15 protein-coding genes are annotated in these 12398 nt (G+C 63.9%); 7 read left to right on the top strand and 8 right to left on the bottom strand.

What is annotated here, in order from left to right:
• The first annotated feature begins 35 nt into the window (after positions 1–35).
• The 4 genes from RLDS_RS49995 to RLDS_RS50010 all read left to right on the top strand — a co-directional run bounded on the left by RLDS_RS49995 (position 36) and on the right by RLDS_RS50010 (position 1888).
• On the top strand, positions 36–527 hold the full coding sequence (locus RLDS_RS49995) for a LuxR C-terminal-related transcriptional regulator (RefSeq protein WP_021227968.1): 492 nt from the start codon (positions 36–38) through the stop codon (positions 525–527).
• Positions 528–593: 66 nt separating this feature from the next.
• Positions 594–944, top strand: coding sequence for a hypothetical protein (locus RLDS_RS50000; RefSeq protein ID WP_021227969.1), 351 nt, complete (start codon positions 594–596; stop codon positions 942–944).
• Positions 945–1005: 61 nt separating this feature from the next.
• Complete coding sequence (locus tag RLDS_RS50005; RefSeq protein WP_021227970.1) at positions 1006–1425, top strand: hypothetical protein; 420 nt, start codon at positions 1006–1008, stop codon at positions 1423–1425.
• On the top strand, positions 1403–1888 hold the full coding sequence (locus RLDS_RS50010; RefSeq protein WP_031298917.1) for a helix-turn-helix domain-containing protein: 486 nt from the start codon (positions 1403–1405) through the stop codon (positions 1886–1888). The genes RLDS_RS50005 and RLDS_RS50010 overlap by 23 nt, the downstream gene beginning before the upstream one ends.
• 4 nt (positions 1889–1892) lie before the next feature.
• On the opposite strand, the gene RLDS_RS50015 is transcribed toward RLDS_RS50010, so the two are convergent.
• Genes RLDS_RS50015 through RLDS_RS50025 form a run of 3 tightly spaced genes read right to left on the bottom strand, consistent with a single transcriptional unit; the run spans position 1893 to position 4881 of the window.
• Positions 1893–3206, bottom strand: coding sequence for an ATP-binding protein (locus RLDS_RS50015; RefSeq protein WP_021227972.1), 1314 nt, complete (start codon positions 3204–3206; stop codon positions 1893–1895).
• Positions 3203–3943, bottom strand: a complete 741-nt coding sequence (locus RLDS_RS50020; protein ID WP_021227973.1) for a response regulator — start codon at positions 3941–3943, stop codon at positions 3203–3205. Before RLDS_RS50020 ends, RLDS_RS50015 begins: the two co-directional genes overlap by 4 nt.
• A gap of 41 nt (positions 3944–3984) precedes the next feature.
• Positions 3985–4881 carry a dioxygenase family protein gene (locus RLDS_RS50025; RefSeq protein WP_021227974.1) on the bottom strand — a complete coding sequence of 299 codons (897 nt, stop codon included), beginning with the start codon at positions 4879–4881 and terminating at the stop codon, positions 3985–3987.
• A 180-nt stretch (positions 4882–5061) separates the two neighbouring features.
• Between RLDS_RS50025 and RLDS_RS50030 the strand changes: the two genes are divergently transcribed.
• From RLDS_RS50030 to RLDS_RS50040, 3 genes are all read left to right on the top strand, one after another.
• Positions 5062–6381, top strand: a complete 1320-nt coding sequence (locus RLDS_RS50030; RefSeq protein WP_021227975.1) for a NupC/NupG family nucleoside CNT transporter — start codon at positions 5062–5064, stop codon at positions 6379–6381.
• A gap of 68 nt (positions 6382–6449) precedes the next feature.
• Positions 6450–7496, top strand: a complete 1047-nt coding sequence (locus tag RLDS_RS50035) for a DUF1176 domain-containing protein (RefSeq protein WP_031298918.1) — start codon at positions 6450–6452, stop codon at positions 7494–7496.
• A 34-nt stretch (positions 7497–7530) separates the two neighbouring features.
• Positions 7531–8256 (top strand): HAD family hydrolase, encoded by a 726-nt coding sequence (locus RLDS_RS50040; protein ID WP_021227977.1) that lies wholly within the window; start codon positions 7531–7533, stop codon positions 8254–8256.
• Between the two features lie 18 nt (positions 8257–8274).
• On the opposite strand, the gene egtD is transcribed toward RLDS_RS50040, so the two are convergent.
• The 5 genes from egtD to RLDS_RS50065 form a co-directional block, all read right to left on the bottom strand.
• Entirely contained in the window at positions 8275–9234 is a 960-nt protein-coding gene (gene egtD / locus RLDS_RS50045) for an L-histidine N(alpha)-methyltransferase (RefSeq protein ID WP_021227978.1), read from the bottom strand.
• A 2-nt stretch (positions 9235–9236) separates the two neighbouring features.
• Positions 9237–10505 carry an ergothioneine biosynthesis protein EgtB gene (gene egtB / locus RLDS_RS50050; RefSeq protein ID WP_021227979.1) on the bottom strand — a complete coding sequence of 423 codons (1269 nt, stop codon included), beginning with the start codon at positions 10503–10505 and terminating at the stop codon, positions 9237–9239.
• Between the two features lie 73 nt (positions 10506–10578).
• Positions 10579–11439 (bottom strand): GGDEF domain-containing protein, encoded by an 861-nt coding sequence (locus RLDS_RS50055; protein ID WP_021227980.1) that lies wholly within the window; start codon positions 11437–11439, stop codon positions 10579–10581.
• 128 nt (positions 11440–11567) lie between these two features.
• On the bottom strand, positions 11568–12137 hold the full coding sequence (locus RLDS_RS50060; protein ID WP_021227981.1) for a cob(I)yrinic acid a,c-diamide adenosyltransferase: 570 nt from the start codon (positions 12135–12137) through the stop codon (positions 11568–11570).
• Between the two features lie 18 nt (positions 12138–12155).
• Complete coding sequence (locus RLDS_RS50065) at positions 12156–12392, bottom strand: twin transmembrane helix small protein (protein ID WP_021227982.1); 237 nt, start codon at positions 12390–12392, stop codon at positions 12156–12158.
• Positions 12393–12398 lie beyond the last annotated feature (6 nt).

Raw genomic sequence — 12398 nt, forward strand, 5'->3', positions numbered from 1 at the left:
TGGACACCATGGTCGCACGCAGGAGGATAGACGGAGTGGCGGAGACCCTGCCAGCCTTGAGCGAAGGAGAAAAGCAGTGCCTGCGGCTTGTGGCGCAGGGCTTCAACTCCAAGGAAATCGCGCGCCAGCTGCATGTGTCCGAACATACGGTCGACCAGCGTGTGCGCATCACCCTGCGCAAATTCGGTGTCCCTTCCCGCAAGGAAGCGGCGCGCCTGTTCGTTTCGACCGAACAACTACCGCCCCAGAACGGCACATATCAGCCATTGATATATCAATCGCAACCGCTTGCCTCCGATCCCGAACCTGCGTCATCCATGGCTCAGCCGGACGGATCGGATGATGAGCAGCAGCGCCAGACGCTCTTGCAACGCATCCTCGCCTTCGGCCCGCCGCTAGGGGGATCGACCAATGAACTGAGTATCGATGGCCGCATATTGGCGATGGTCCGGGCCGCTATTCTGACCGGCGTCGGCGTCGTCGCTTTGCTGCTGTTGCTCGCCGGAGCATTCCGGCTGTTGGCCTGATCTTTCCTGAAATGCCCTGCTGATAGAACGCACCGCTTCACTTGGCGTGTGCGAAGGAGAAGACTTGTGCTGAACCTCGACCCCGTCAAGACACAGGCTGTCGCCGCCCAGACCCGTCAGGCCTTCGCCGCGCTGGATACAGCTCTTGTCGATGCCGCCCAATTGACCACCGCCTTCGTCGCCGCTTCTCAGGGCTCTGGCCTCACCGCGAGCGAAAGCCAACGCATCCTCAAGCAGATTCACGACAGCGCGACGAAGATTATCGAAGGTCGCGGAGATATGATCCGCGCTACCGCGCTCCTCACGCGCTGCCTTGAACATAGCGCCATTCCCGTCACCTCGGTCGGTTGCCCGATTGGACTCGAGCAGGAAGAAGACAAGCGCGAAACCGCGCATCACCTGACCCTGGTCGCCTGACCGGGCGGAAGTCGCTGGCCTTCGACCGGATGTTTGACCCCTCTCACAAACGGAGATTCGAATGCTGGCGGCTTCCTTCTGGCTCCTGACCCTGATGGCCTGCCTCTTCGCAGCCATATTTGGTGGCCGGGAAGGGCGATGGTTTGTCGGATTGTTCCTTTCTAGCGTGGTGCTCACCATTCCGGCGCAGTTGGCCGGATCCTGGCATGCCACGCAATTCTGGTTGGCCATGGTCGATCTGTTGCTGTTGGTCGGCTTGATATGGTTGATGCTTCGGGCGACCTGCTACTGGCCGATCTGGGCCGCAGCCAGCCAGTTCCTGACGGTACTTACGCACTGTGTGACACTGCTTCTCGGCAATTTTTCCGACCGCATCTACGCCGGGCTCAGCACTGTCTGGGTCATCCCGCTGCTTCTCTTCACCATCATCGGCATCGAACTCGATCGGAAGGCCCGTCATGACCGCGCATATGCCACCTGAACGCGCGATGCCCAGCCAGCAGGCCGTCGACCTGGTGGTCGCCCTGCAACGCTGCCTCACCCGCTTTCATGCTCTGCAGGAAGAGCCGCCCGTGCTGGAAGGGCAGGATGGCGACGGCTTTACCATGCTCGCCCGATATATCGAAGCGCGGCGGGCGCGATCCATGCTCTTTGGCCAGGGCCTGTTTGCCGATCCGGCCTGGGACCTGCTGTTGACATTGTTCCAGGCGGAGCTGGAAGACCGCACGATGACGCTGGAACAACTCACCGAAACGCTGCGACTGTCGATGAACGTCATGCTCAACCATGTCGGCATATTGGAACGGCGCGGCCTTTTGGCTGAGCATGACCTCTCGCCTCGTGGTCAACGCCGCCGCGTCATGCGCCTGACGCCGCTCGCGGTGGACGCGATGACGTCCTGGTTGTCGATTGCCTTCGGCGCGGAGGAGGGGGCGGCCGCCTGATGTCCTAGCGGGCAAGCGGCAACGTCAGTTTCACGCATAGGCCGCCTTCCGCGCGATTGGTGAAGGCCAGCCGTCCGCCGTGACTTTCGGCAATCGTCCGCGCGATCGAGAGGCCAAGGCCGACGCCGCCCGTTTCCCTGTTTCGAGAGGCTTCGCCCCGATAAAAGGGCTCGCAGAGCCGATCGATGATGGTGTCGGGGACGCCGGGGCCTTGATCTTCGACGCTGATGGACGCGCGGCCGCTGGCCACATCGACGTCGATGACGGCGCTGCCGCCATAGCGAACCGCGTTTTCAACCAGATTGGCGATGCACCGGCGAAGCGCGCCAGCGTCGCCGAAGATAACGGCGCGCGCGCTACGCCGCACGCTCACATCCTGCCCCATATCCGCCAGGTCGTCGGCCAGTGTATCCACGATCGCGGACAAATCGATCCGCACCCGCTTGATCGGTTCGGAGCCCTGCCGCATGAAGTCCAGCAGCGTCGTCACCATCGCTCGCATCTCCTCGACATCGGCCTGCGCCTTGGCGCGTGGCCCGTCGGGCAGCTGTTCCAGCCGGAAGGACAGCCGCGTCATCGGCGTTCGCAGGTCATGGGCGATCGCGACCAGCATGGCGGTGCGCTCGTTCAGATAATCGGCGATGCGGGCGCGCATATGATTATAGGCCGCGCCGACCGCGCGCACTTCGGGGGGGCCGGTGAGCGGCAGGGGTTGAGCCTGTTCGGGCCGCTCGGTCGCAGCGCCCTCGGCCAGCCTGCGGATGGGTAGGGTGATCCGCCGCGCAACCCAATAAGCGGGCGCCAGCAGCAGCAGAAAAATGCCAGCCATCAGCGACAGGGTGACTGCATACCAAGGCAGGTTGGCGCCTTGCCAGGCTTGAATGACGTGCCACTGCGCGCCGTTGCGCTGTGCCAGGGTGAAGGCGCGATGGAGCGGCTGCTGTTGATCGGGCAGGGGCATGCCCCGCATGGCTTCGGGTGGTTTTTCGCGGATCAGGCGAATGTCGCGGGCCGGCACGCCGACCAGATCGGCCACCTGCGCGCCTGCACGCAGATCGATTTGCTGGTCGGCCTCGGGGCTCGGCGCGCGATCCGATATGTAGCGCGTGACGCTCCACGCAGAGCCTGGCGCCTCGCTCACGCCAGCGCCCCGCAGCAACTGGGCCGCTTCGCCGAGCAACATCGGCCGCGCATGCGGCGGGGGTCCTCGAAAAGTGACCAGCATCATCGCTGCCAGCGCCAACAGCAACGCCGCCGCCACCAATACGACGATACGGGTCAGGATCGATGGGTTGAACCGCTCGGCGCGATCAGTCACGCGGGCAGCACCTCGGCGGTGAACATATAGCCTTCGTTGCGCACGGTGCGGACCAGATCGCCGATGCCGGGGCGTCGCGCGCCGCGCTCCAGTTTGCGGCGCAAACGGCTGACCTGTACGTCGATTGCCCGGTCATAGCTTTCGGCGTCACTGCCCGCCGAATAATCGAGCAGCTGATCCCGGCTCAACACCCTGCGCGGATGTTCGATAAAAGCGCGCAACAGCCGGAATTCGCCATCGGTCAGCGTCACTACGACATTGTCCGGGTCAGTGAGCAGCCGGGCGCCCATGTCGATTTGCCATCCCACAAAGCGCAGCTTGCGCGTTGAGGCGTTGGCACTCCCTTCCTCCTGCCGTCGGTGGCGGCGCAGGACCGTGCGAATCCGCGCCAGCAATTCGCGCGGGTTGCACGGTTTGGACAAATAGTCCTCCGCGCCCATTTCCAGTCCCACGATACGGTCGACATCGTTTCCGATCGCAGACAGCATGATGATGGGAAGGCCACCGCGCGCGCTCAAACGCCGCAGGATGGAAAGCCCGTCTTCCCCTGGCATCATCACGTCCAGCACCGCCAGGTCGAAGGTGCCGATCGCCAGTTCACGGTCCATCGCCTGTCCGTCCGCAACCGCTGTCACGTCAAAACCGTGCTGTTCCAGAAAATCCGACAGCAGGGACCGAATATCCCCATCATCGTCGATTACCAGAATGCGCGAACTGTCCATGATGGGGGGCAGCATATCTGCTATCCTGTCAGCCTGCAAAATCATTCCCTTGCCCCTCAGATCGCAAGCCCGACCGTCACTGTGCCGGTGTAGCCGTTTGTAAGGTCGCCAGTCATGACCGGCGTCATGGCCGTGACTTGTGCGCTGCTATTGTCGCCGAACACATTGTCATTGCTGGTGGTGGTGCTGGCAAAATTGCTTGCACTGCTGGAATAGCCGCTGCTGGCATAGACCGTGTCGCAGGCCGCTTGCGGCATCGCGAACTGCGAACAAAGTAACCGGTTGCTGTAGCTTGTCGCCCGCGCCAGGCTGGGATAGACCTCGAAATGGATATGCGGGTAGCGCCCGGCATAGCAGCCCGGAAAAATGCTGGTGAATGTCACCTGTCCATTGGCGTCCGTGACACCCACGCCGCGCAGGTAATTTTCATTCGGCACGGTGTAGAGCGAATAGAGACCGTCGCGGGTGCAGTGCCAGATGTAAACGGCATAGCCTTCCAGCGCCGCGCACCCATTATTGACATCGACCACTGTGATGGTCAGCGTCATCGTCACGCCTTGCGCCGTGCCGCTCGACGATCCGAAACTGGACCGGATGTCGCTGCGCTGGATGCCGCTATCGTCCAGGACATTGACCAGCGTCCCGTTGCTGCTGTTGGATCCGTCAGCCGGATAGGGGCCGTTGGTTTCTTCCGGATCGGCAACGCAGGTGTCGCTGGACGTGGGAGTTGGTGTGGGCGTTGGCGTTGGCGTTGGGGTAGGTGTCGCCGTCGTCGTCGTGGTCGATCCGCTCGATGATCCCGATCCGCCGCATGCTCCGATCAGCGCCGCCCCGCTCGCGGAAAATAGCAGGCGTAATGTCCGCCGTCGGCCGATATTCTCCCGCGCCAGCGTCTGTATCCGCTCCAGATCATGCAGTAACCCGTGGTCATGATCCAAATCATGTTCGTGCATCGTCCCGACCTTTGTCCCGTTCCTCGATCCGCCTGTTCAGGCCCAGGCCGCAGGATAGGGATGGCGTGTCTCCAGCCGATTGCCCGATGTAGCGTCTTTGTAGCATTCCAAAAGGCTGGCTTCGGCGCGTCGCTCTCCATATAGTCGCCCGCGTTTGCCCTATTCCCGCGAAAGCGCTTCATGCATCTTCTCATCGGCCTTGCCGGCATCGTCCTCATCCTCGCCATCGCCTTTGCCCTCTCGTCCAACCGCCGCGCCATCCGCCCGCGCGTTGTCGGCGCGGCGTTCCTGTTGCAGGCGGGCATCGCGCTGCTGGTGCTGTACGTGCCGGCCGGCCGCGCCATCATCGCGGGCATGTCGCGGGGCGTGTCCAACCTGCTCGGCTATGCGCAGGCGGGCACCGATTTCATTTTCGGGCCGCTCGCCCGGCCGGATGTCGGCGGGGCGAGCTTTGCAATAGCCGCGCTGCCCGTCATCATCTTCTTCGCCAGCCTCGTGTCGATCCTCTATTATCTGGGCATCATGCAGTTCGTCGTCCGCTGGGTTGGCGGCGCGATCGAGAAAGTGACGGGCGTGTCCAAGGTCGAAAGCCTGTGCGCGGCCGCCAATATCTTCGTCGGGCAAAGCGAAAGCCCGCTGGTCATCCGCCCTTATCTCGCCGCGCTCAACCCCGCCCAATTGTTCGCGGTCATGACCAGCGGCATGGCGGGCGTCGCCGGCACCATCCTGGCCGCCTATGCCTCCATGGGCATCCGCATCGACTATCTGCTCGCTGCCAGCTTCATGGCCGCGCCCGGCGGCTTGCTGATGGCAAAGATCATCATGCCCGACGAGCCCGAGCGGGAACCGGAACTGCCGCTGGAGGCGCATCGCGACCTTCCGCTGCCCGACGCGCGGATGAGCGGCGCCGGCCCGGCCGCGTTGATGAGCGAAACGACCCCGGGCGAGCCCATGCCGCCCGCCACCCATGATGAGGAAAGGCCCGCCAACATCATCATGGCCGCCGCGCAAGGGGCGCAGACTGGCGTCAAGCTCGCTGTCGCGGTCGGCGCCATGGTGCTGGCCTTCGTCGCATTGGTGGCGCTCGCCAACGGCATATTGGGCGGCATCGGCGCGCTGTTCGGCTATCCTGATCTCAGCTTCCAGATGCTGCTGGGTTATGTTTTTTCCCCGGTCATGTATCTGCTCAACATCCCTTGGACCGAAGCGCAGGTGGCGGGCGGCCTGTTCGGGACCAAGGTCGTGCTCAACGAATTTGTCGCCTATATCAATCTGGGCCAGGTTCAGGGCGCGCTGTCGCCCACCACCATCGCCATCGTCACCTTTGCGCTGTGCGGCTTCGCCAATTTCAGCTCGATCGCGATCCAGATGGCGGTGACAGGCAATCTTACTCCCAACCAGCGGCCGATGATCGCCAAGCTGGGCATCAAGGCGCTGGTCGCGGGGAGCCTCGCCAATCTGATGAGCGCGGCGCTGGCGGGCCTGATGCTGAGCCTCTAAGACCGATCGGGACGAAAGCGTAACAGAAACCCTGTTTCTTTCGCCTGAAATAGGCTATGGTTAACGCCATGGGGGCAAAGACTTTTCTTGCGGCCGCGCTGGCGGCCCTGAGCTGGACGGGCATGAGCGCGGCGCAAGCGCCGACGCCCGGCACCTTGGAAACCTACAAGGATTGGACGATCGGGTGCGATAATCGCAACCGCTGCGAAGCCGTTGCCTTGCTGCCCGAAGGCGGCGAGTGGCCGGACAATCCCGTCATGGTCGGTGTCTCGCGCGATGCTGGACCGGACGCTGAAGCCGAGGTCTGGGTCAGTCGGGATGCCAAGGGCGATGGCGACGTCAGTTTCATCGTCGATGGCCGCCGCCTCGCCACGGCGCGCACCCGCAATGGCGATGCGACGGTTCGCGGGCCGCAAGCGGCTGCGTTGGTGATCGCCATGGCGCGGGGCAACCAGATGGAATTGCGTGCCGGCAACCGCCTTCTGGGCCGCCCGTCGCTTGCCGGGTCGGGCGCGGCGCTGCGCTATATGGATGCGCGGCAGGGCCGGGCCGGGACCAGCACTGCGCTCGTGGCGACGGGGCCGCTTGGTCCTTTGGCCGTGCGTGCGGCGCCGCCCGCCCCTGTCATCAAGCGCGCGCCGGTCCCCGCCGGTGGCGCGCCTGTCGCTCTGTGGCGGGAGGAACGAACCGCTCTTGGGACATTCACAGGCTGCACCGAAGACATGCGCGAAGCCGAGCCGCCCCAACTTTATCGCCTGTCCAAAACGGAGACGCTGATCCTTGTGCCCTGCGGCAGCGGCGCCTATAATTTCACGACCATTCCGGTGATCGCCACCGGCATCGCCGGGCGTCGCGCCTTCCACTTCGCGCCCTTCGACTACAAGCCCGGTTGGAGCGAGGAAGAGGCCAAGCCGATGCTGGTCAACGCCGGTTGGGTGCCGGAAAAGTCGGAATTGTCCAGCTTTGCCAAGGGGCGGGGCATTGGCGATTGCGGCGGCAGCGAAACCTATGTCTGGGACGGATCGCGCTTCCGCCTGACCGAAGCGACCAGCATGGGCGAATGCCGCGGCGCCTGGCATTGGATCAGGACCTGGTCGGCGCGGGTCAGCGATTGACAATCACTCCGCCGCTCTTTGCAATGGCAGCGCCATGGGCCGTGCCTATATGGCAGGCATGGCTTCTGAAATCCTGACCGCGCCCGCAGCTTCGTTGAGCCTTCCCGATCCGATCCGGGCCGTCATTTTCGATATGGACGGCACGCTGATCGACACGGAGGCCGCCCATCGGCGCGCCTTTGTCGATACCGGTGATGCGCTCGGCTGGCCGCTGGCGGACGACCTGCTCCTCTCCATGGTGGGCATCCATCGGGACGAAAATGAGCGGATGCTAGCGCAGCGCCTCGGCCCGGACTTCCCGCTGGCACAATTTTATGCCGACAGTGACGCGCTGTTCGAAGCGGCGGTGGATGCGGGCATTCCGCTGCGTCCCGGTGCGGACCTGTTGCTCGGTCATCTGGCGCGCGTCGGCATCCCCATGGCGCTCGCCACGTCCACCGCCGCACCGTTCGCGCAGCAGCGGCTGGAACGCAGCGGTCTAATCGACTATTTCGATATCATCGTTACGCGTAGCGACGTGGAGCGGCCAAAGCCCGATCCCGAGCCCTATCTGCTGGCGGCCAAGCGCTTGGGCCTCGATCCGGCTGATTGCGTTGCCGTAGAGGATAGCCATGCCGGCGTTCGTTCCGCTACGGCGGCCGGGATCGCCACTGTCATGGTGCCCGACCTGCTGCCCGCGACCGAGGAATTGACGCTGGCCTGCACGCATGTACTGCCGAGCCTGACCGATTTGCGCGACCTGCTCCGCGCGACGGATTGATGGGAACTGGCCGAGAGGTCAGGCCGCCTGCGCCAGCACCAACCCGAACAGGCCCTCGGCGTCGGTCCATTCTTCCACCGGGTCCCAGCCGCCCGCGCGCAGCAGAATTCGCTCATCGCGCGTCCCATATTTGTGGCTGCTTTCCGTGTGGATGGTTTCGCCCCGGTCCATGTGAAAGCGCGCGCCGGCAACTTGGAAATCCAGGGCGCGCAGGGCTTCGAGATGCATTTCGATCCTGGCTTTCTCGTCGTTCCAGACCGCGCGATGGGCAAAGCCGTCAACTGGCATGTCGCCTTCCAATTCGCGGTTGATCCGCTCAATCAGGTTGAGGTTGAAGGCCGCGGTCACGCCCTGCGCATCGTCATAGGCCGCGATCAGGCGATCGCGGTCCTTGATCCGGTCCATGCCGATCAGCAGCATGGCATCGTCTCCCAGCAGCCGACGCATCGCGCGCAGCAGATCGACTGCGGCCCCCGGGTCCATATTGCCGATTGTGGAGCCGGGGAAGAACCCCAGGCGCGGCATGCCGCTTATTTCTTCCGGCAGGTCGAGCGGCTGATTGAAATCGCCCACCACCGGCAGGACCGGCAAATGCGGGAAGGCGCGCGCCAGTTCGGCGCTGCTGTCGTGCAAAAAATCGCCGCTGATATCGATGGGCACATAGGCTGCCGGATCAATCGCGCGCAACAGATGGGGGGTCTTGCGTGAACTGCCCGCGCCAAATTCCACCACCGCGCGACCCGCGCCCGCTGCGCGCGCCACGTCCGGGCCATGCGCCTTAAGCAAAGCAGTTTCGGTGCGGGTCGGATAATATTCGGGCAAGTCCGTGATCTGCTCGAACAGTTCGGAGCCGCGCCGGTCATAGAACCAGATGGGCGGCGTGGCTTTCGGTTCCTGCGCCAGCCCCTCCAATATATCGCGGCGAAAGGCCGGGTCTATCCGTTGCGTTCTGGCAGGGGCATCCTCGGTCAGCAGCATCGTCACAAATCCTTTGCCAGCCGCAGCCCGGTGAACTGCCAGCGTTGGTGGGGGTAGAAGAAATTGCGGTAGCTGGCCCGCATATGGCCACGCGGGGTGGCGCAACTGCCGCCCTTCAGCACGAACTGGCCGGACATGAACTTGCCATTATATTCGCCTACGGCCCCGTCCGCTGCCCGAAAACCGGGATGCGGGCGATAGGCGCTGCCGGTCCATTCCCACACATCGCCGAACATCTGTTTGAGCGTATCGGTGGGCGCTGCCGGATAGGGGCGAGGGCATGTGGACCCGTCGAACTGATTGCCGCCGCCTGGCGCGATATTCTGAGCAGCACTTTCCCATTCGGCTTCGGTGGGCAGGCGTGCGCCCGCCCAGCTGGCATAGGCGTCGGCTTCATACAGGCTGATATGCGTCACAGGCGCTGCCGGATTGACCGGCTGGCGGCCATCGAGTCCGAAGCGGCTCCACCCCTGTTCACCCGGCTTCCAGTAAAGCGGCGCCTGAACGCCCTCTTGCTGCACCCACGCCCAGCCGTCCGAAAGCCACAGCGAAGGGGTTGCGTAGCCGCCATCCTCGATGAAGGCGATCCATTCGCCATTGGTGATTGGGCGGTGCGCCAAGGCATGGGGGTGGAGCAAGGCGCGGTGGCGCGGCCCTTCGCAATCGAAGGCGAAGCCGGCGCGGCCATCGTCGCCGATTTCCGTCAACCCTTCACGCCCTTCGATCCAGTGCAACGGCCCGGGCAGGTCGACCGCTTGCGCGCTGCGCGGTTCGAACAGCGCCGGTTCCAGCGGATTGAGCGAAAAAAGATGGAGAAGGTCCGTCAGCATCAATTCCTGATGCTGCTGCTCATGATGCAGGCCCAATGTCACCAACTGCTGGGCGGGCGGGGAGAGATGGGGCAGCACTGCGTCCATTTCCGCGTCGACATGCGCGCGATAGGCCATGATGTCGCTGAGCGCAGGACGGGTCAGCATGCCGCGCATCGGGCGAGCATGACGCGGGCCTTCCGCGTCATAATAGCTGTTGAACAGATAGGCGTAGCGCGGGTCGAACGGGCGATAACGAGGCGCGTGGTCGCGCAGCACGAATGTTTCGAAGAACCATGTAACATGCGCCAGATGCCATTTTGCGGGCGACGCGTCCGGCATGGACTGCACCGTCGCGTCGGCATCGGACAGCGGCGCGGCGATCGCTTGCGTCAGCTGTCGAACGTCGCGATATCGCGTCGCCAGATCATTCTGGCGTGCATCGCTCCAGCTTCTGGCCATTCGCGCCCCTTCCAATCGCTTATGCAGCTCCAATTAAGGAAAGCGCGTGGAAAGCCTAACGGTTCCCCTTCCTTTAGGGGCAGGTCGCCGAAATCGCCACCGGGGCGCGACACACGCGGTCGCGGCCGGACTGTTTGGCATCGTAAAGAGCCGCATCGGCCGCCGCCAGCGCTTCCTCGATCGGGCCTCCGGTCCAGCGGCTCAAACCTGCGGAAAAGCTGATGATGCGGCCATTGACCCGCCCGATCGGCTCGCGGCGCATCTGCTGGGCGATGCGCGCCAGCGCCCAACTGGCTTCATCCTCGGCACCATCGCGGAAGAAGATCGCAAACTCCTCACCACCCCATCGCGCCACCAGGTCGGCGCGCCGCACCTGCGACGCCAGGCGTCCGGCAAAGGCCGCTAGCACCCGATCGCCCTCGTCATGTCCCTTTATGTCATTGACCTGTTTGAAGAAGTCTATGTCGATGAGGGCGATGCAGCCCTTGCGCTGCGCCGTCGGCAGCGCCTCTATCTGGGCCAGGAATCCGCGCCGGTTGGCGACGCCGGTCAGCGGGTCTTCATGGGCGGCGATCGCCAGATCGTTCATATGAGCCTGCGTCGTCGCGGCGGCCCGCTGCACACCCGCGTAGAGACTGGCGATTACGTCGCCCACCTGCGGCAGCGATCTGCTGTCGTCGGGCCGCGCGTTCAGGGCTTCGGCCAGCGTCTGTATCGGGCTTAGCAGCGCGCCGATGCCGTAAAGGGCGAGCCCGGTGCCCGCGACTGTCGCCAACGTCAGCGTAACTACTTCGGCCAGCGCCAACCGCGCGGTAGCTGCGCCCCACCCGATATAGCAAAGCAAGGGCAGGTGTGTGGCGACAAAGCAGATGGCGAAGAGGCGCAATCGTAGCGAGCGCGGGAAAATGAACGACGTGGCGAGATAGAAATGCATGAGCGATCCCGTTGAAATAACCTCGGGAGAAATCCTTGCGGATTCTGAAGGCTTATTGAAGAAAAAGGGTTAATTGCGCGGAATGCGTCAATCCGTTGCGTGTCCGAGTCCGGCGGATTTGCCTCGGATCAGCGCGATGCGCCCGGCACCCATTTGACGTCGCGAGCGCCATTGTCGTTCAACCGCCGCGCCAGCACGAACAGCAGATCGGACAGGCGATTGAGATAGGCCAGCGCCTGCGGGTTGAGCGCGACGTCGGCGGCGGCCGCCATGGCGCTGCGTTCGGCCCGGCGGGTGATCGCGCGCGCTAGATGGACAGCGGCGGCAGCGGCCGATCCGCCCGGCAGCACGAAACTGTCGAGCGGCGCCAGTTCGGCGTTCATGACGTCGATCTCCGCCTCCAGTCGCGCGACCTGGCTCGCCACGATTCGCAGCGCCCAAGGTTCGTCCTCACCTTCCGGAATGGGCGTCGCCAAATCCGCGCCCAGGTCGAACAGGTCATTCTGTATCGTGGTCAGCCATCGCGTTTCGGCCCGGTCGCCCATGGCGACGATAGCAAGGCCGATCGCGCTGTTGGCCTCGTCGACATCGCCCACGGCTTGCATGCGAGGGGCATATTTGGGCAACCGCGATCCATCCGCCAGCCCGGTGGTGCCGCCATCGCCCGTGCGCGTGTAGATTTTGTTCAGCTTCACCATGGCGTGCGACTGCTGTCTTCAGCCATGCCCCTTGGCCATCAGCAGGATGGCAACGATGATGATCGCGCCCGCCTGAAAGAGGACGCGGTTGATCATCATCCGGTTCTGCTTGAGGCGGGCCGGGCTTGGGCCGCTGCCCTCCGGCGCGTTGAGATCCTCCTTGGTGGTCTGGAGGAAGGCGATGACGCCCCGGATCAGAGCGACCAGCGTCGCGATCATGGCAAGGATGAGGGCGATGACAAGGACGGTGTTCATGGGCGC

This window comes from Sphingobium lactosutens DS20 (assembly GCF_000445105.1).
Taxonomy (GTDB): Bacteria; Pseudomonadota; Alphaproteobacteria; order Sphingomonadales; family Sphingomonadaceae; genus Sphingobium; species Sphingobium lactosutens.